This is a genomic window from Massilia sp. Masssp94 (assembly GCF_059491305.1).
In genome coordinates this window covers 6,094,349-6,113,418 of record NZ_CP168501.1, presented here as the reverse complement: position 1 = coordinate 6,113,418, position 19,070 = coordinate 6,094,349, and the positions used below count along the sequence as shown (strand labels likewise).

Annotated in this window: 14 protein-coding genes; 6 read left to right on the top strand and 8 right to left on the bottom strand. The window is 66.5% G+C overall.

The features are described from left to right. Nucleotides 1-2 precede the first annotated feature (2 nt). The 3 genes from ACEN9G_RS26900 to ACEN9G_RS26890 form a co-directional block, all read right to left on the bottom strand. On the bottom strand, nt 3-2,684 hold the full coding sequence (locus tag ACEN9G_RS26900) for a glycosyl hydrolase (RefSeq protein WP_483127252.1): 2,682 nt from the start codon (nt 2,682-2,684) through the stop codon (nt 3-5). Between the two features lie 118 nt (nt 2,685-2,802). Continuing rightward, nucleotides 2,803-4,098 carry an L-rhamnose catabolism isomerase gene (gene rhaI, locus ACEN9G_RS26895; RefSeq protein ID WP_413341281.1) on the bottom strand — a complete coding sequence of 432 codons (1,296 nt, stop codon included), beginning with the start codon at nt 4,096-4,098 and terminating at the stop codon, nt 2,803-2,805. A gap of 59 nt (nt 4,099-4,157) precedes the next feature. Continuing rightward, nucleotides 4,158-6,266, bottom strand: a complete 2,109-nt coding sequence (locus ACEN9G_RS26890) for a bifunctional rhamnulose-1-phosphate aldolase/short-chain dehydrogenase (protein ID WP_413341279.1) — start codon at nt 6,264-6,266, stop codon at nt 4,158-4,160. A 319-nt stretch (nt 6,267-6,585) separates the two neighbouring features. Here ACEN9G_RS26890 and ACEN9G_RS26885 point away from each other — a divergent pair, with 319 nt between their 5' ends. The 6 genes from ACEN9G_RS26885 to ACEN9G_RS26860 all read left to right on the top strand — a co-directional run bounded on the left by ACEN9G_RS26885 (nt 6,586) and on the right by ACEN9G_RS26860 (nt 13,464). Further along, entirely contained in the window at nt 6,586-7,488 is a 903-nt protein-coding gene (locus ACEN9G_RS26885; protein WP_056329878.1) for a DeoR/GlpR family DNA-binding transcription regulator, read from the top strand. Beyond that, entirely contained in the window at nt 7,485-8,492 is a 1,008-nt protein-coding gene (gene rhaS, locus ACEN9G_RS26880; protein WP_413341276.1) for a rhamnose ABC transporter substrate-binding protein, read from the top strand. The genes ACEN9G_RS26885 and rhaS overlap by 4 nt, the downstream gene beginning before the upstream one ends. Nucleotides 8,493-8,604: 112 nt before the next feature. After that, on the top strand, nt 8,605-10,116 hold the full coding sequence (locus tag ACEN9G_RS26875) for a sugar ABC transporter ATP-binding protein (protein ID WP_413341274.1): 1,512 nt from the start codon (nt 8,605-8,607) through the stop codon (nt 10,114-10,116). Continuing rightward, complete coding sequence (locus tag ACEN9G_RS26870; RefSeq protein ID WP_413341272.1) at nt 10,113-11,111, top strand: ABC transporter permease; 999 nt, start codon at nt 10,113-10,115, stop codon at nt 11,109-11,111. The genes ACEN9G_RS26875 and ACEN9G_RS26870 overlap by 4 nt, the downstream gene beginning before the upstream one ends. Further along, nucleotides 11,108-12,127 (top strand): ABC transporter permease, encoded by a 1,020-nt coding sequence (locus ACEN9G_RS26865; RefSeq protein ID WP_413341270.1) that lies wholly within the window; start codon nt 11,108-11,110, stop codon nt 12,125-12,127. Before ACEN9G_RS26870 ends, ACEN9G_RS26865 begins: the two co-directional genes overlap by 4 nt. After that, nucleotides 12,124-13,464 (top strand): FGGY-family carbohydrate kinase, encoded by a 1,341-nt coding sequence (locus tag ACEN9G_RS26860; protein WP_483127251.1) that lies wholly within the window; start codon nt 12,124-12,126, stop codon nt 13,462-13,464. Before ACEN9G_RS26865 ends, ACEN9G_RS26860 begins: the two co-directional genes overlap by 4 nt. Before the next feature lie 31 nt (nt 13,465-13,495). On the opposite strand, the gene ACEN9G_RS26855 is transcribed toward ACEN9G_RS26860, so the two are convergent. The 5 genes from ACEN9G_RS26855 to ACEN9G_RS26835 form a co-directional block, all read right to left on the bottom strand. After that, nucleotides 13,496-14,782 (bottom strand): YhjD/YihY/BrkB family envelope integrity protein, encoded by a 1,287-nt coding sequence (locus tag ACEN9G_RS26855; protein ID WP_413344287.1) that lies wholly within the window; start codon nt 14,780-14,782, stop codon nt 13,496-13,498. A gap of 180 nt (nt 14,783-14,962) precedes the next feature. Beyond that, nucleotides 14,963-15,217 carry a hypothetical protein gene (locus ACEN9G_RS26850; protein WP_413344289.1) on the bottom strand — a complete coding sequence of 85 codons (255 nt, stop codon included), beginning with the start codon at nt 15,215-15,217 and terminating at the stop codon, nt 14,963-14,965. Beyond that, the gene (locus tag ACEN9G_RS26845; protein ID WP_413344290.1) at nt 15,218-16,045 is read right to left on the bottom strand and encodes a PhzF family phenazine biosynthesis protein; all 828 of its coding nucleotides are present in this window, start codon (nt 16,043-16,045) and stop codon (nt 15,218-15,220) included. A gap of 23 nt (nt 16,046-16,068) precedes the next feature. Then, nucleotides 16,069-16,620, bottom strand: a complete 552-nt coding sequence (locus ACEN9G_RS26840) for a hypothetical protein (protein ID WP_413344292.1) — start codon at nt 16,618-16,620, stop codon at nt 16,069-16,071. Nucleotides 16,621-16,725: 105 nt separating this feature from the next. Then, nucleotides 16,726-19,008, bottom strand: a complete 2,283-nt coding sequence (locus ACEN9G_RS26835; RefSeq protein ID WP_483127250.1) for a putative bifunctional diguanylate cyclase/phosphodiesterase — start codon at nt 19,006-19,008, stop codon at nt 16,726-16,728. Nucleotides 19,009-19,070: the final 62 nt, after the last annotated feature.

Genomic DNA, 19,070 nt, shown 5'->3' with positions numbered 1-19,070 from the left:
TGTTATTGGCCCGCACCCAGCAGCTTGACGGAGCCCAGCAGGCCGGCCGGCTGCGGTGCGATCAGCGCGGTGTCCTGCGGGACGAAGCGCTGGCCGTAGCGGGCCGACAGCAGCCGGTAATCCGGCAGCGCATGGCCGGCCAGCGCATTCAGCGCGAGGTTGGCGACCCGCACCTCGATCCGGTTGCGGCCCGGCCGCAGATAGCCCGTGACGTCGACGGCATACGGCGGATGCCACACGGCGCCCGCACGGCGGCCATTGACATATACCTGCGCCGCTTCGCGCACGGGGCTGTCGAACATCGCGCGCATGCCGGCCGGGACTTTCGGTGCCGATTCCAGCGGCGTGCCGGTACCGAAATCCAGCACGAGCCGTGGCGAGCGCAGTTGCGCCGCCGTGAGCTCGACGTCTTTTTCGTAGGTGGCGACGCCCGAGAAGTAGCGGGTCGCCTCGTCGTCCGTCCACGAGCGCAGCGCGGCGAGACGTTGCGCCTGCGCCTTGCCGGGGAAGCGCAGGCTCCAGTCACGGCCCAGGTCCGCGATCTCGATCGAGGCGGCTACCGGCGCCGGCGCCGACGGCAGCGCGTCCGCCAGCACGAGCACGCGCGATTCGTACGGCGCCAGGTCGAGCGCGGCCGGCAACGTGGCCGCCGTCATGCGGCCGCTGTCCGGATCGATCCACGCGCCCGCCTTGCGCACCGCCGCGAACGAGGCCTGCGCATGCACGGGCCGGTTGCTCGTATTGGCGATGAAATAGATGTCCGCGTCGCGCAGCCTGCGGCGCACGAAGCCGACGTCGGATGCCTGCGCCGACAGCTTCATGTCCGGCGCCAGCACGGCCCGCAGCGCGGCGCCGACGGCATCGTCGTTCGCGACCGTATGCACGTTCGCGCTCGCGAACAGCGCCTTCGCTTTCGCCGCCACGGTCGCGGACACGCGCGCCGCGTCGCGATAGCCGGGCGCCAGCGACGGCGCGCCGCCCACCGCGACGATGTGCCCACCGCCGCGCACGTATGCCGCCAGCTTGTCGATCACCTCGGGCGCGAGCCGCATCACGTGCGGCAGCACGAGCACCGAATGGCGCACGCCCAGTGCCAGGATCGCCTCGGCATCGGTGTAGTCGAGGTTCTGGCCCGCGTCGAGGATCTGCGCCGTCAGCGCCGGCGTGACGTGGGTGTGCATCTCGGCCGACAGCGACACCTTGCCCGGCACGAGGGCCGCGTACACGTCGTCGTTCGGCAGCAGCACGGCGACCTGGTTCGCGGGCTCGCCCTGGCGCATCAGCCAGCTCATGCGCGTCAGATAGCCCGTCACGTCCGGCATCACGTTCCACCACGGGTTGTGGTCGTTGAACACGGCGGCCGCGTAGAACGCGTAGCCGGGTTCGATCGTGCCGGGCGGCGTGTACGGCCAGCCGTGGCCGATGAACTGGTTCACGCCTTGCAGCAGCATCCGGTCCGCTTCCACCTTCATGTCCAGCGGCGTCGCGGCGAATGCGGGCGAATGGAGCCACGTCCAGGTCTCGGCCGAGATCACGGGCCGGCCATACAGGTGGCCGGCGGACGTGGCGAGGCGCGTGAACGAGAATTCGCGGAACTGCGGCCCCTCTCCTTCGGGCAGCGCGACGAGGCGGTTGCTGGACAGCGACACGGCCGGCTCGCCATACGTCTGCGAGCGGAATTGCGTGCCGTGTTTCTTCGCCCAGTCGTCGATCGGCGCGAGGTAGCGCTCGTTGACGAGCTCCGTCTGCGTCAGCGCCCAGTCGCGGCGCAGCGCGGGGGCATCCGGCCCCTGCCCCGTGAACACGGCCGGCAGGTGCGGCACGATGTCGTAGCCGCGCCGGCGCTTGAACTCCGCCGCGAAATCATCGGTCCAGTCGGTGTTGTAGACCTCCAGGCTGTCCGAGAATACCGCATACGGCGGCGTATCGCCGAACGCTTTCATCAGGGGCTCGGCGACGGTGGCGAGGTGATGGTCGACGGCCTTGCGGCTCAGGTGGTCGAGCACGAATCCTTCCGCGCCCAGCGCCGCGCGCTTGACCTGCTGGCCGGTGCGGCTGGCGATGTACACGACGACCTTGCGGGGCGCGTCGGCCGGCGCGATGGCCGCGCGGCCGTCGGCGCCAGCCTGGACCTGCAGCGGTGTCAGCGACGCCGGATCGACGCCCGAGCCGATGAAGGCCGCGATAAGCTTCTCGCCGTTCATGATGACCGGCAGTGGGAAGCTCGCCGCGCCGACCGGCACGTCGACGACGGCCTGGCGCAGCCGCGCCGCGGCCTCGCCGACCGTGACGTGCGGCCCGCCGTACGGCCAGCCGCTGGCCAGGGTCATGTCGACGCGCATGCCGTTGGCGCGGCCCGTGCGGTTGGCGAAGCCCACCGCATCGAGGAATTCGGGAGACAGATACGGGACATTGTGGATGCCGCGCGCGGCATCGTCGAGCTCCATCGGGTACACGGGCTGGATCTCGAATCCGCCGATGCCGCCGGCCTTCATCGCGAGGATCTCGCGTTCCAGCTCGGGCTTGACGACGGCGGGACCGAACCACCACCAGCGCATCATGGGGCGTGCGTCGGGCGGGGGGGCCTGCAGGTGTTGGGCGACGTCGGCGAACGTCGTGGACGGGCCGGCCGCGTGCGCGGCGAAGGCGCACGACAGGGCGAGCGCCAGTAAGGGCTTGCTCATGGGGGGACTCCTGGAGCGACTGATCAATAACCAACGTCGTTCCCGCGCGGGCGGGAACCCAAGTGTTGCGTGAACACGCGCAAAATTGGACCCCCGCCTTCGCGGGGGCGACGGTTATTCACACGATCCCGCTGCTGCTCGCCCCCGCCTTTGCCGGCCGCGCGCTCGCGACCTTGTCCCGATACCCGCTGGCCCGATAGCACGCCACCGGATCCGCCGCGCCGCCCGAGCGCACGCGTGCCATCGCGAGGATAGCCTCCACGTCGGTGCGGAACGCCCGTTTCAGCGCCTGCGCCGACAGCAGCACGTCGTTCGATTCCTGGAACTCCGCCAGTTGCGCGCGGTCGACGAGCGCGGCCTGCACGTAAGCGCGCTGTACTTCGACGGCGCTGTTCATCAGGCTCTCGATCGGGTCCGTCACATTGTGCGACTGGTCCAGCATGTACGCCGGCTTGAACGCCGGGCCTTCGCGCAGCGCCGCGTCGGCCAGCTCGTTGAAGACCAGGAACAGCTGGAACGGGTTGATCGAGCCGGAATCCAGGTCGTCGTCGCCGTATTTACTGTCGTTGAAGTGGAACCCGCCCAGCTTGCCGAACTGCGCCAGGCGCGCGACGATCATTTCGATGTTCGTGTTCGGCGCATGGTGGCCGAGGTCGACGAGGCATTTCGCCTTCGGGCCCAGCGCCGTCGCGCACGCGAAGCTCGTGCCCCAGTCGGCGATGGTCGTCGCGTAGAACGCCGGCTCGAACAGTTTATGTTCGATGAAGACGTTCCAGTCGTCCGGCAGTGCCGCGTAGATCTCGCGCATGCTGTCCAGGTAGCGCTCCAGCGCGCCGCGCAGGTTGTGCTGGCCGGGGAAGTTGGCGCCGTCGCCGACCCATACCGTCAGCGCCTTCGACCCGAGTTCGCGCCCCAGCTCGATGCATTCGATGTTGTGTTTCACGGCCTGCGCGCGCGTGGCGCCGCTGTTCGCCGTCAGGCTGCCGTATTTATACGTGTGTTCCTGGTTCTGCTGGTCCTGGAAGGTGTTCGAGTTGACGGCGTCGAACGCGAGGCCCAGGTCGTCGGCCTTCTGGCGCAGCTCCTTCGCATCCGTAGGGCGGTCCCACGGAAAGTGCGGAGAAACCGCCGGCGTGACGCGGGTCAGCTCGTTGATGACGGCGCAGTCGTCCAGTTTTTCGAACACGTTGCGCGGTTCGCCCCGGCCCGCGAAGCGCGCGAAGCGGGTGCCGCCCGTGCCCACGCCCCAGCTGGGGACCGCGACTGCGAAGCGCTGCGCGAGGGCCGTCAATGCCTCGATATCCTGGCCGCGGCGGGCCAGCATGCCTTTGAGCGCCTCGTAGTCGGCTTCCAGCTGGGGGGCCAGCTTCGCGTTATGGTCGGCCACCAGACCGGCATCGATGAGGGTCGTCATGTTGTCTCCTGTCGTCGCGGCACCGCGCCCGGCGGTGCCGCTGTTCTTCTGAATTGATATTATCGCGTGAATGCGGCCGCGTTGCCGGCATCCACGTTCAGCACGTTACCCGTGCTCTTGCCCGACTTCTCGCTGACGAAGAAATACACCGCTTCCGCGATATCTTCCGGGAACACGCTCTTCTTGAGCATGCTGCGCTTGCGGTAGAACTCCTCGACGTCGTCCGTGTCGATCTTGTTCGACGCGGCACGCTCTTCCTTCCACTTGCCGTCCCAGATGCGCGAACCGCGGATGACTGCGTCCGGATTGACCACGTTGACGCGGATGCCGTGTTCCGCGCCTTCCAGCGCGATGCAGCGGGCCAGGTGGATCTCGGCCGCCTTCGCCGTGCAGTACGCCGATGCGCCAGCCGATGCGACGAGGCCGTTCTTGCTGCCCACGAAGACGATGCTGCCGCCCAGCTTCTGCTGCTTCATGATGCGGAACGCGTTGCGCGACACGAGGAAGTAGCCCGTCACGAGGATGTCCTGGTTGCGCTTCCAGACCTCCAGCGACGTCTCGTCCAGCGGCGCGGCGGAGGCGATGCCCGCGTTCGACACGAGCAGGTCGACGCCGCCGAAGCGCAGCGCGGCGGCGGACAGGATGCCGCCCACTTCCTCCTCGCTCGTGATGTTGGCCTGCACGGTCGCGACGTTGTCCTTGCCGGCGACCTTGACGAGGTTGTCCCGGGCGCCTGCCAGCGCTTCGGCGTCGATATCGGTCAGCATCACGCATGCCCCTTCCTGCAGCAGCTGGCGCGCCACGGCCTGGCCGATGCCGCCCGCGCCACCGGTCACCAGCGCGATGCGGCCCGCGAGGCTCTTCGGCTTCGGCATGCGCTGCAGTTTCGCTTCTTCCAGCAGCCAGTATTCGATGTCGAACGCTTCCTGTTCCGGCAGGCCGACGTACTCGTCGACACCGTTCGCGCCGCGCATCACGTTGATCGCATTGACGTAGAATTCGCCGGCGATGCGCGCCGTGGCCTTGTCCTTCGCGAACGACAGCATGCCCACGCCCGGGATCAGGTAGATGATCGGGTTGGCGTCGCGGACTTTCGGCGACGTGTCGCGCTTGCAGCGCTCGTAATACGCGGTGTAGTCGGCGCGGTAATCGCTCAGCGCCTGATCGAGACCGGCCACCAGACGATCGAAATCGGGCGCGGCCGGATCGAAGTCCAGCACCAGCGGGCGGATCTTCGTGCGCAGGAAGTGGTCCGGGCAGGACGTGCCCAGCGCGGCCAGCGGCGCGAGGTCGGCACTGCAGACGAATTCCAGCACGGCGTCGGAATCGTCGAAGTGGCCCAGCTTGAACTCCTGCTGGCTGATCTTCCCGCGCAGCAGCGGCATCAGGCGGGCGACGAGCGCCGCACGCTGGTCGGCCGGCAGCGCTTGGGCGACCTGGCCGCCGAACACGGGCTGCCTGACGTTCGCCGCCAGCCATTCCTCGGCGCGCTTGATCATGGCGAGCGTCGTCTCGTAGCACGACTTGGCGGTATCGCCCCACGTAAACAGGCCGTGGCCCTCGAGGATGATGCCCTTCAGCTGCGGCTGTTCCCGCGAGAGTTGTTCCAGCTTCAGGCCGAGATCGTAGCCGGGACGCTGCCACGGCAGCCAACCCAGTTCGCCTTCGAAGATTTTTTCGGTCAGCGCGCGGCTGTTCCTGCACGCGGCGATCGCGATGACGGCATCCGGGTGCATGTGGTCGACGTGGCGGCGGTCGATGTAGGCGTGCAGCGGCGTGTCGATCGACGCGGCGCGCGGGTTCAGGTCGAACGTGCAGTGCGGCAGGTAGCCGACCATCTCGTCCTCGTGTTCCAGGCCGCAGTAGCGCTGTTTCAGCGCCTGCAGCTTGTCCATGTACAGGGTCGAGAAGCCGTCCAGCCTGATCGAACCCAGGTCGCCGCCGGAGCCCTTCACCCACAGCACGTCGACCTGCCCGCCCGTGAGCGGATCCGTCATGACTATCTTGGCCGACGTATTGCCGCCACCGAAGTTCGTGATGCGCAGGTCGGAACCGAGCAGATTGGAACGGTACAGCAGCAGTTCAGGCTCGCTCAGCGTGGCGGCGTGCTGGTCGTCCCAGCGCGACGTGATCGGTTCCTTGTGGGAGGTAGCGCTCATTGCACCCATAAATACGTCTCCATGTGTTTGCGTTGTGTGTCGTCTGGCCCGCGCCGTGGACCACGGTCGCGGCATCCGGCACAGTAGAATTCAGCGGCCCAAGCAGTGTCAACGCGGAATCGATCAACATCGTGACCAAGAGCGATTTAATCATTTAGTTGATCGAAACGCGCATTTGAGCGCGCCGCGGCGGCCAAATAATCAATCGTTTGATCATTTAACGATTGACGGCCTTTCAACTCCTCATTACTCTTTTTCCCAGACGGCGCGACCCACGGTACGACGCTGTCCCCGCCGCACAAAACATAAACGGCATAGGAGGAGACACATGGTGAATCACAAACGCCGCAAGCGTTTGCTGAAACTGCTCGCCGAGCACCAGACGGCGACGGTCCAGCAACTCGTCGAATGGCTCAACGCGTCACCGGCGACGGTCCGGCGCGACATCAGCTGGCTCGCAGCCCGCAACCTGCTCACCCGCACCCGCGGCGGCGCCGAGAACCTGCTTCCCAAGAAGCGCCAGTTCCCGCTGTCGAGCGAAACGTTCCAGAACAATATCCAGTGCTACGCCGCCCGCAAACGGGCCATCGCCCGCCACGCGGCCGGCATGTGTACGGACGGCGAAACGATCATCATCAACGGCGGCACCACGACGTTCATGATGGCCGAGTTCCTGGCCGACAAACACCTCAAGATCCTGACCAATTCGTTCCTGATGGCCGAGCGCCTGCTCGTCTCGAGCGAGAACGAGATCATCGTCCCCGGCGGGAAGGTCTACCGCGAGCAGAACGTGATCCTGTCCCCGTTCGACAACGACATCACCCAGCACCACTACGCCGGCAAGATGTTCATGAGCGTCTACGGCCTGTCGCTGCTCGGCCTGATGGAAGCGGACCCGCTGCTGATCCAGGCGGAGAAGCGTTTGATCAGCCAGGCGGAAGAACTGATCGTGCTGGCGGACAGTTCCAAGTTCGCGCGCAAGGCGGGCCTGATCCTGTGCGGCCTCGATCGCGTATCGACCGTCATCACGGACACCGGCGCCTCCGACAAGGCCGTGCAGACGCTCGAGCAGTACGGCGTCAAGGTCGTCACCGTCGAACCGGACGAAGTGGCGCCGAACGTCGGGGCGCCTTTTTTTAATCCGCAGTTCGACCTGCAATCCGCCGCGCTGTTCCACCTGGACGCGCAGCTCGACCCGCGGCTGGACGCGCAACTGGAGGCCGCACATTGAAGCTTAAAACCACCCTGCTCGCACTGGCGGCGGTCGGCGTCCTGGCCGGCGTCGCCGGCTGCGCCGAGAAAAAGCCGGAGAAGACGCGCATCGCGATGGTCGTGAAAAGCCTCGGCAACGGCTTCTTCGACGCGGCCCACACGGGCGCCGACGAAGCGGCGAAACAGCTCGGCAACGTCGAAGTGATCTATACGGGACCGACGACGCCCAGCGCCGAAGGCCAGATCGAGATCATCAACTCGCTGATCAGCCAGAAGGTCGACGCGATCGTCATCTCGGCGAACGACCCGAACGCGCTGGTGCCGATCGCGAAGAAGGCGATGCAGCGCGGGATCAAGGTCGTCTCGTTCGACAGCGGCCTCGCGCCCGAAGGCCGGCAGATGCAACTGAATCCGTCGAACGCGCAACTGATCGGCGAGAAGCAGATCCAGATGGCAGCCGACGAGATCGGGGGCGCGGGCGAGATCGCGATCCTCTCGGCTTCCGCCCAGGCGACGAACCAGAACATCTGGATCGGCGTGATGAAGAAGGTGCTGGAACAACCCGAGTATTCGAAGATCAGGCTGGTGGCCACCGTGTACGGCGACGACCAGTCGGATAAAAGCTACCGCGAGGCGATCGGCCTGCTGCGCAGCCACCCGCAGCTGAAGGCGATCATCGCGCCGACCACCGTCGGCATCGTCGCGGCCAGCAAGGCCGTGGCGGACGAACACCTCGTCGGCAAGGTCTACGTGACGGGTCTCGGCCTGCCGTCCGAAATGGCGGGCCACGTGAAAAGCGGCGCCGTGAAGGAGTTCGCGATCTGGAATCCGATCGACCTGGGCTACGCCGCCACCTACGCGGCCGACCAGTTCGTGAAGGGCAAGGCGGAATCGAAACCCGGGGCCAGCGTATCCGTCGGACGGCTGGGCAGCGTGACGCTGGATGCCAATGGCGAGGCGGCGCTGGGACCGCCGTTCACCTATAACGCGGAAAACGTCGACAAGTTCGCGAAGCTGTTCTGACCACCAGCCCGTCGTTCCCGCGCAGGCGGGAACCCATGCTGAGCGACCGAAGTCGGCTCAGCATGGATTCCCGCGTCCGCGGGAATGACGGCACACAAGCCGACTACTACTCATGCCAGCCACCCAAACACCCCCCGTCCTCCAACTGACCGGCATCAGCAAGCGCTTCAACGGCATCCATGCCCTGAACGGCGTGAACATCACGATCCGCGCCGGCGAATGCATGGCGCTCATCGGCGAGAACGGCGCCGGCAAGTCCACGCTCGTGAAGACCCTCACGGGCATCTACCGCCCGGACGCCGGCACGTTGTCCCTCGACGGCAAACCCGTCACGTTCGCGAGCCCGCAGGAAGCAATGGCCGCCGGGATCACCGCCGTGCACCAGGAAACCGTGATGTTCGACGAACTCTCCGTCGCCGAGAACATCTACGTCGGCCGCCAGCCCGTACGCGGTGGCCGTATCGACTGGGCGCAGATCGAGCGCGAGGCGGAAGCCCTGTTCGCGCGCCTGGAAGTGGCGCTGCCCGTGAAGGCGCGCGTAAAAGACCTGTCGGTCGCGCAGCGCCACTTCGTCGAGATCGCGCGCGCCCTCGCCCAGGATGCCCGCGTCGTCATCATGGACGAACCGACGGCCGCGCTGTCGCAGCGCGAGATCCGGGAGCTGTACCGCATCATCGACCAACTGAAGGCCGCCGGCACTGCCGTCATCTTCATCTCGCACAAGTTCGACGAGATCTTCGAAGTCGCCGACCGCTACACCGTGCTGCGCGACGGCCAGTTCGTCGCCGAGGGGCGCCTGGCCGACATCACGGAACAGGAACTCGTCGCGCTGATGGTCGGCCGCGCCGTGCACCAGGCGTATCCGAAGCTTGACGCCGAGATCGGCGAGCCGCTGCTCGTCGTGCAGAACCTGTCCCACCCCACCGAATTCGACGACGTCAGTTTTACCTTGCGCCGCGGCGAGATCCTCGGCTTCTATGGCCTCGTGGGCGCGGGCCGCTCCGAGGTGATGCAGGCGCTGTTCGGCCTGACGCCGGGCGTCTCCGGCTGCGTCACGCTGGACGGCCGGCCCGTGATGGCGCGCTCGCCCAGCGAAGCCATCGCGCTGGGCATGGCCTACGTGCCGGAAGACCGCCAGCACCACGGCGCGCACCTGACGATGCCGATCCAGCACAACATCACCCTGCCGATACTGTCGCGTATCGGCTTCTTCCTGCGCGGCCGCGGCAAGCAGGAAGCGACCATCGCGCGCCACTTCGCGGAACAGCTGGAACTCAAGGCGAGCCACCTGACGCAGCACGTGGCCGAGCTCTCGGGCGGCAACCAGCAAAAGGTCGTCCTCGGCAAATGGCTCGCGACGGATCCGAAAGTGATCATCCTCGACGAGCCGACCAAGGGCATCGACATCGGCTCGAAGGCGGCCGTGCACCGCTTCATCAGCCAGCTCGTGGCACGCGGGCTGTCCGTGATCCTCGTGTCGTCCGAACTGCCGGAAGTGCTGGGCATGGCGGACCGCATCGTCGTCATGCACCACGGCCGCGTGCAGCGCGAATTCCTGCGCGTTGATGCGACGCCGGAAACGGTCGTCGCCGCCGCGTCCGGGTTGACCCTGGAGGCCGCATGAACATCCTGAAACAACGCGAACCGCTGCTGGCGGCGATGATCGTGCTGCTCGTCGTGGCCGTCGGCCTGCGCGCACCGGTCTTCCTGTCGGCCGGCTCGCTCGCCAACCTCGTCACGGACAGCACGCTGCTCGTGATGCTGGCGCTGACGCAGATGCTCGTCATCGTCACGCGCGGCGTCGACCTGTCGGTCGCCTCGAACCTGGCGCTGTCCGGCATGGTCGCCGCGATGCTGGGCGCGCACTATCCCGGCCTGCCGCTGCCGCTGATCATGCTGGCGGCCGTCGCCGTCGGCCTGGCCCTCGGTCTCGTCAACGGCTGGCTGATCGGCTATCTGGAACTGCCGCCGATCGTCGTCACGCTGGGCACGATGAGCGTCTACCGCGGCGCCGTGTTCGTGCTGTCCGGCGGCGCGTGGGTGTCCGCACACCAGATGCCGCCTCACTTCATCGCGTTCCCGCTCGACCGCCTGCTGGGCCTCCCGCACCTGGTTTGGATCGCGGCGGCGACGCTCGCGCTCATGGCCTGGATCGCACGCAGCACACGCTTCGGACGCGACCTGTACGCCATCGGCAACGCGCCGCAATGCGCGGGATATATCGGCATCCCGAGCCACAAGCGCCTGCTCGGTACTTACGCGCTGTCCGGTGCCGTCGCCGGCTTGTGCGGCTACCTGTGGGTGGCGCGCTATGCCGTCGCCTACACGGAAATCGCCTATGGCTTCGAATTCACCGTGATCGCCGCGTGCGTGATCGGCGGCGTCTCCATCGGCGGCGGCGTCGGCACGGTGCTCGGCGCGACGCTCGGCGCTTTGTTCCTCACCGTGATCGGCAACGCGCTGCCCGTGCTGCAGGTGTCGCCGTTCTGGCAAAGCGCCCTCACCGGCCTCGTGATCCTCGTCGCCGTCCTGATCAACGCCCGCGGCGCCGGCCGCCGCAGCCGCCAGATCCTGCCGCTGCATGGCACGGACGCCCAACCCGAACGGAGTGCCGCGTGAACCCGACCACCACGATGCAAACTGAAAAAACGTCGCGCTACACGATCCTCGACCGCGAAACGCCGCGCCTGAAAACGATCCTCGGGCGCTGGGAAAGCCTGCTGGCCATGCTGTTCGTCGCGGTCTTCGTCGCGAACAGCATCGCGCTGCCGCACTTCCTGGACCTGTACAACCTGCTGGACGGCACGCAGAACTTCAGCGAGAAGGCCTTGATCGCACTGCCGATGGCCTTGTTGATCATCTGCCGCGAAATCGACATCTCGGTCGCCGGCACCCTCGCGCTGTCGTCCGTCGCGATGGGCCTGGCGAAAGGCGCCGGCTTTCCGGCCGAAAGCCTGCCGCTCGTCGCACTGGCCACGGGCACCGCGTGCGGCTTCCTGAACGGCGTGCTCGTCACGCGCTTCGCGCTGCCGTCGATCGTCGTCACGATCGGCACCGTGTCGCTGTACCGCGGCCTCGCCAGCGTCGTCCTGGGCGACAAGGCGTTCACCGGCTATCCGCAGCTGATGGCCGACTGGGGCCAGGGCTACTTCTTCGGCATCGTGCCGCGCGAATTCGTCGTGCTGCTCGTGTGCGCCGCGCTGTTCGCCGTGCTGCTGCACACGACGACCTGGGGCCGCCGCATCTACGCCATCGGCAACAACCCGGAAGCGGCGCGATTTTCCGGCATCGCCGTCGACCGCTACCGTCTCGCGCTGTTCATGCTGACGGGCGCGATGGCCGGCCTGGCCGCCTTCCTGCTCACGGGCCGCATCGGCAGCACGCGCCCGAACATCGCCACCGGCTGGGAGCTGGAAGTGATCACGATGGTGATCCTGGGCGGCGTCAGCATCGCGGGCGGCGCCGGCACCATCGCCGGCGTGATGCTGGCCGTGCTCACGATGGGCACCGTCACGTACGGGCTGGCGCTCGCCAACATCCCCGGCATCTACATGACGATCGTCGTGGGTGTGCTGCTGCTCGCGACCATCGCGCTGCCGAAGCTCCTGCGCATGCGGCGCGCGCGGAGCGCATGATGCCGGACGCCCTGATCGTCCTCGACATCGGCAAGACGAACGCGAAGCTCGCGCTGATCGATGCCGCCGGCAAGGTCCTCTCGGAGCAGCGCCGCCCGAACGCGGTGCTTGCGGATGGACCCTACGCGCACCTCGACACGGACGGCCTGTGGGACTGGCTGCTCGCCACGTGCCGGGCGTTTGCCGCGCGGGCGCACGTGTCGGCCATCGTGCCCGTCACGCACGGGGCCACCGCCGCGCTGGTGGACGACGCAGGCCTCGTGCTGCCCGTGCTCGACTACGAGGCGGAGCTTCCCGGCGTCGAGTACGACGGTCCATCCTACGACGAGACGCTGTCCCCGCGCCTGCCGGCGGGCCTGAACCTGGGCCGCCAGCTCGCATGGCTGCAGGCACGCTTCCCGCGCGAGTTCGCGCGCACGCAGCACATCCTCATGTATCCGCAGTACTGGGCCTGGCGCCTGTGCGGCGTGGCGGCGTCGGAAGCGACGTCGCTGGGTTGTCACACGGACCTGTGGAACCCGCGCACCCAGGCGTATTCGAGCCTCGTCGGCCGCATGGACTGGACGGGCCTGATGCCGCCGCTCGCGCCCGCGCACGCGGCGCTGGGCACGCTGCGGTCCGAGGTCGCGGCCGCCACGTGGCTGCCGGCGGACTGCCAGGTCCTGTGCGGCATCCACGACAGCAATGCGTCGCTGCTGCGCTACCTCGGCCGCGCCGAAGGCACCGTGCTGTCGACGGGCACGTGGATGATCGCCGCGGCCTTCGGCACGGCGCTGGACGGGCTGCGCGAGCAAGACGACATGCTCGCCAACACGAACGCGCTGGGCCGGCCCGTCGCGTGCATGCGCTTCATGGGCGGTCGCGAATTCGGCGAACTGGCGGGTGCCACACCGGCGCCCTGCGGCCTCGATACGATCGAGCGCCTCGTCGCGCAAGGCACGCTGGCGCTGCCGTGCTTCGCCGCGACCGGTGGTCCGTTCGCGGGCCGCAGCGGCAGCATCGAAGGCCCGCCGCCCGCGGACGCGCAGGAACGCTATGCGCTCGCGACGCTGTACTGCGTGCTGATGACGGATTACTGCCTCGACGCGCTGGGCGCCGCGGGCCCGCTTGCCGTCGAGGGCAGTTTTACCGCGAACCCGTGGTTCGGCCCCCTGCTTGCGGCGCTGCGTCCGCAACAGCCGGTGTCGTATTCGGACGATGCGAGCGGCACCACGTGCGGCGGCTGGATGCTGCGTTACCGCGATGCGGCGCCGCCGGGCGCCAGCAGCGCGATCGCGGCACGCGCGCCCGCTGGACTGGCGGCCTACCGGGCCCGCTGGCGTGCTGCGCTCGGATGATGCGCGCGCCCGCGATGCGCGCCGGCTCGACCTACCCGTTCCGTACCTTGCTGTTGGCGTACACCCACGTGTATTCGGCGCCAAACAGGAAAATCTGCGCCGAATAGTAGAACCACGCAACGAGGATGACAAACGAGCCGGCTGCGCCAAAGCCCGTGGCCACGCTCGATTTGGCAAGGTACAGCCCGATCAGTGATTTGCCTATGTTGAAGAGCAATGCCGTGACTGCGGCCCCCATCCACACATCGTGCCAGGATATCCTGGCGGTTGGCATGATCTTGTAGATCATCGCAAAGAGAACCGTGAAGAGGGCGAACGACGCGATGAAATTCAATACGCTTGCCAGAACGCTTTCCACCGCATTGCCCCCGCCCAGCCAATCGCTCGTCGCTGCGAGCGCGGCGCTGACGACGAGTGAAATCATCAGCATGAAAGCAAATCCGAGAACCAGCCCGAAGGACAATACGCGGCTGCGCAGCCATCCCCAGATACCCGACGGTTTCGCTTTCGCCGGTACCCGCCAGATGCGGTCCAGGTCCGTTTGCAGCTCGGCAAACGTGGCAGTTGCGCCCAGTAGCACAAGAAAACCGCCGACGATACTGGCGACGATCCCGGTGGACGGTTCGCGCGCGGCTTGCAGCAAGCCCTGCACGGCCGTTGCGCCTTCCTTACCCATGATGCCCTGAAGCTGCGCAATGATTGCGCCTTGTGCGGCGTCCTGTCCAAATACCGTCCCGGCGATCGCGATGATCAGGACCAGCAGCGGCGCGAGGGAAAACAGCGTGTAATACGAAAGCGCCGCCCCCATGCTCGGCGCGTAATCATCCATCCAGGCGTTTGCCGCCGCCACGAATATTTGCCACTGCCTGCCGATCCAGCTCCCCGAGGTGTGCTCGAACATCGGGCGTGGGGGCGCGCTTGTGGATGGTTCCGCGATCTTCGCGTCGGATCTGCTTTCCTCCGCACGCGTCGGCACATATGCCGTTCCTTTCTGGACCGGGGCGGATGGTTCGACACCGGCATCGTCCCTGGCCGAGGCAATGGACGCTGCCAGGGAAACAAGCAAACCACCTGCCTTCAGCATACCGCCAAGGTGGTCGTGGCGTTCTGGTGCTACATCCGATACAGGGGCTTTCTTGCGCCTTAGGAGCGCATAACCCGCAGCCGCGATTCCCAGTACCGCGGCGCCGCGCACGTACGGAGAGGAAAGTACGTCCGAAGCCTGTGATTTCAACACGTCGAATTGCGCGTTCGTTGCCATCCCGGCGGTCGCTGCGCGGGTTTCGGCTTCATGCATCTCGTGAGCGGTAGGGTTCATATCATTTCCTCGGACTGAAACAGAGCGGGTCACCTGCATTACGGTAAGCCTTCCACTTGTGAGATTCAGTACGGTGACTCACCGTCCATTGAAACAAAAGACGAAGGACCGCAGCCCGCAGCGCCGCTTGCGAGCCGATGCGCGCCTGATATTCGCGTGGCTTTCGGGTCGAACCTGCTGTCAGCCGCCCTTGTTTCCGGCACCGGACCTGACTCGTCCGACCAGCACAGGTACCAAACCGAAGGGGACGAACGCCAGGGCAAAACCAGCGACAAGGCTCAGGATCGCGTCGCACGTTGTCGACCAGCCGGACGCAAGCGCTTCCCCGTAATCACTGTCGAAAGCGACCGTGAATACTGCGCAGAAGATGCCCACGACGATACCTACCGCCGCCGGCCCTGTTAACGTCTCGCGTTCACGCTGGGATACTTTCATTCAGGCGCTTTCGGAGCCCTGATCGACGGGGACAGCAACCTTGCCTTCCAAATAAAACACACAAGCGCCTTCCAACTCGACACGGTTTCCGACGACCCGGCATACAAGCTCGCCACCACGAGCTGAAGCCTGGTATGCGCGCAGTTCACGCTTTCCCAGACGGGCACTCCAATACGGTGCGAGTCCGCAGTGCGCTCCGCCCGTAACCGGATCTTCCAGTATGCCTTTAGCCGGCGCAAAATAGCGGCTCACGCAATCCCATCGCTGGTCTCCCTGGGCGGTCACGACGACGCCGGGGCGGTCGAGCCGCGCGACCGCAGCGATGTTCGGTGTCAGGCTACGTACCGCCTCCGTATCTTGCAGGACCGCGATGTAATTAAAACCGTCGTCGAGCGTCTCCACCGGCTCGATTCCCAGCGCTTCTGTCAGCCCCTCCGGAAGCGGGATCGATCGCGGCACGCGTACCGGAAAATTCATCACATATCGATCGCCCATGCGCTTGACGGTCAGAGGTCCGCTCGCCGAATCGAACGTCACCATTGTGCGTCCTGGCTGTAGCCGCTCCATGACGACTGCGGCGCTTGCAAGCGTAGCATGGCCGCACAGCGGCACCTCGACCGTCGGCGTGAACCAGCGCAGCCGGTAATTGTCGCCGTCCGGGACCAGAAAGGCAGTTTCCGGAACGTTGTTTTCCGCCGCAATCTGGCGTAGCAGTCCATCGTCCGGAAACGTGTTCATCAAGATCACGGCAGCGGGGTTTCCTCCAAAAAGCCGGCTGGTGAATGCGTCGACTTGATATATTGGCAGACTCGTTACTGGACAATTCATATGCTTGAGCGTTCGTCGATGACTTACGACATGGATGGGTCCGGGTTGAACTGATTGGCGACTCCAGTCTGGCGGAAGAAGCGGTCTATTTCGGCTTGAGGGTATTGCGAGACCCGGGCCGTCTGGAGACCTTTGCACGCCTCGAGGGGACCGAGCAGTTTGTCCGGCGGGCAGATACCAAAAAGTTCCACATGGGCGAGCCCGGGGATTGCCGTGAGCGGCTCGAGCGACCGGATGGTCGTGGTCTTCCCTGACGCGTCCCAGCCAGGAAGCGTCGATAAGGAGAGTGATGTCAGCCGCGTCAGTCTGGCCAGCGGCCCGAGATCGCTAATCCTGGGCATGTGCACTACGCGCAGAAGGCGCAGCTTCTCCAGCCTTGCAAGGAATTCAAACGACTCATCAGGAAAGGTAGCGATCACGAGCTCTTCCACGTCGCGCAGCTCGGCCAGGGGTTCGAGGCTCTTGTATCGGCAGTGCCATACCGTCGCACGACGGACAGCTTCAGGGTGAGCAACCACGGGGAATATACGCGCCGGGTCGCGCATCGCCTTGAGGTGTGCTCCAGAAGTTTCCATCCTGCGAACAGGTTCCCGTGTTGGTGTGGCGGGCAAAGATCAGCGTGGCTCAGTGTACCGGGCCGTTGCCGCCGGAGCAACTAACGGAGGCCGTACGGGTCGACGTTATGTCACGCGCTCCAGGCGCGCGATCAGGTCGGGCAGCGGCAACGGCCGGCAATACAGGTAGCCCTGCATGCACGGGCGCCCGTTCTCGCCGAGGAAGCGCGCCTGCGCCTCCGTCTCGATGCCTTCCGCGACGACGCGCAGGCCCAGGTGATCGGCCATCGCGAGGATGGTCTGCACGATCGCCGTGCCGTTGGCGTCGTGCGGCGTGTCGCGCATGAAGCTCTTGTCGATCTTCAGTTCGTACAGCGGCATCTTCTTCAGGTAGCCCAGGCTCGAATAGCCGGTGCCGAAATCGTCGATCGAGAAGCGGATGCCCAGCGCCGCCAGCTCGCGCATCTTGGCCGTGATGAGGTCGAAGTCTTCGACGAGCAGCCCTTCCGTCACCTCGAACACGAACGCGTGCGGCGTCACGCCCGATTCCTCGAACGCGGCGCGCACCTGGGCGACGAATTCGGGCTGGCGGAACTGGCGCGGGCTGACGTTGATCGACAGCTGCAGCGGATGCCCGGCCGCCTCCAGCGCCAGGCGCGCCTCGCAGGCCTGGCGCAGCACCCACAGGCCGAGGGGGACGATCATGCCGGTCGTTTCCGCCACCGGGATGAAGACGTCGGGCGGGACGAACGTGCCGTCGGCGCGGCGCCAGCGCATCAGCATCTCGGCGCCCACCGGCTCGCCCGCATGGTCGACCTGAAGCTGCAGGTGCATGGACAGTTCGCCGTTGTCGAGCGCCGCGGAGAGGTCGCGGCCCAGCGTCAGCTGGCGCTCGGCCGCGGCCAGCATCCGCGTCTCGAACACGGCGACGCCGTTGCGGCCGGCCGCCTTGGCGTGGTACATGGCCAGGTCCGCATCGCGCAGCAGGTCGGCCACGGACTGACCGGGGCGCGTGGGCAGCGCGACGCCGATGCTGGCCGTCGAATGGTAGCTCTGGTCGTCGATGACGACGTCGTCGGCCAGCGCGACGCGGATCTTGTCCGACACCGACAGCGCGGCGGCGGTGGCGGCGGCGGGATCGGTGCCGAGGCCGTCGAGCAGCACGACGAATTCGTCGCCGCCCAGACGGGCCACCGTGTCGCCCTTGCGCACGACGTGGGCCAGGCTCTTCGCCGTGTGCTTGAGCAGCGCGTCGCCCGTCGCATGGCCGCGCGCGTCGTTCACGTGCTTGAAGTTGTCCAGGTCGATGTACAGCACGGCGCCGAGCCCGCGGCCCCCGTTGGCCGATGCCACCATGGCGTCCAGGCGCTCCGTCATCAGGCGCCGGTTGGGCAGGCCCGTGAGGACGTCGTAGTACGCGAGGCGGTGGATCGCGTCGGCCGAATGGCGGCGTTCCGTGATGTCGCGGCCGACGACGACCCAGTGGCTGATCCGGCCCGCGTCGTCCGTGAACGGCATGAGTTCCATCTCGACCCAATAGGGGTCGCCGGACTTGGTGTAGTTGACCAGTTCCGCCGTCGCCGGCTGGCCGCTGCGCATGGTCTCCACGATGCGCTCGACGACGGCCGGATCCGTGCCCGGCCCGTGCAGCACGCGCATGCTGCGGCCGACGATGTCGGCGTCGCTGTAGCCGGTGCGGCGCTGGAACGCTTCGTTGCTGAAGATGATGGGCTGGTCGCGGTCCGGCGTGTCGACGGCGCGCGCGATCAGCACCATGTCGTTCAGGCGCGACAGCGCGGCCGACGTCAGGCGCAGTTCGGCGTTCACCGCCTGCAGCGCATCCTTTCCGCTCTCCAGCGATTTGGCGAAGCCGCGCACTTCGTCCAGCGAACGCGATAACCCCTTGAGCAAGGTGCTGCACGTGAGCGTCAGCAGCGCGCCCACGCACGTGAAGTTCAACGCGACGAGGAGCGCGACGATGATCGGGTCGTGGCCCATGTCCACCAGCGAGGACTGGAAGTGGCCGATACCGAGGATGAGGATGATGGCGCTGGCCGCGAGGGCCGTCAGCGCCGGACCGGTCCCGAGCAGGATCGCCGCCATCACGGGCGGCGCCATGAGGTAGTTCTGGCTGACCGGTCCCACCTTCAGCATCAGGCAGATGGCCACCATGTAGATGATGGCGAGGAAGTTCAGGACGCGGAAGGTGTACGGCAGGCGCTTCAGGCGCCACAGGGCGAACAGCCAGCCCAGCGCGGCGCCGTCCATCGCGGCCACGGTCCAGACGCCTTGACGCAGCACGACGACCACACTGGGAATCGCCGCGATGGTGCCCAGGACGAGCACTATCGACAACAGGCGCGAGAAGATCCGCGCGCGCCATTGTGCGATATCGTCAAACCCTAGCATCAAATTGTATCCTCGCGGCGCGGCCGGAAAGGTCCGGCCGATATTCTCGTGAGGCAACATTG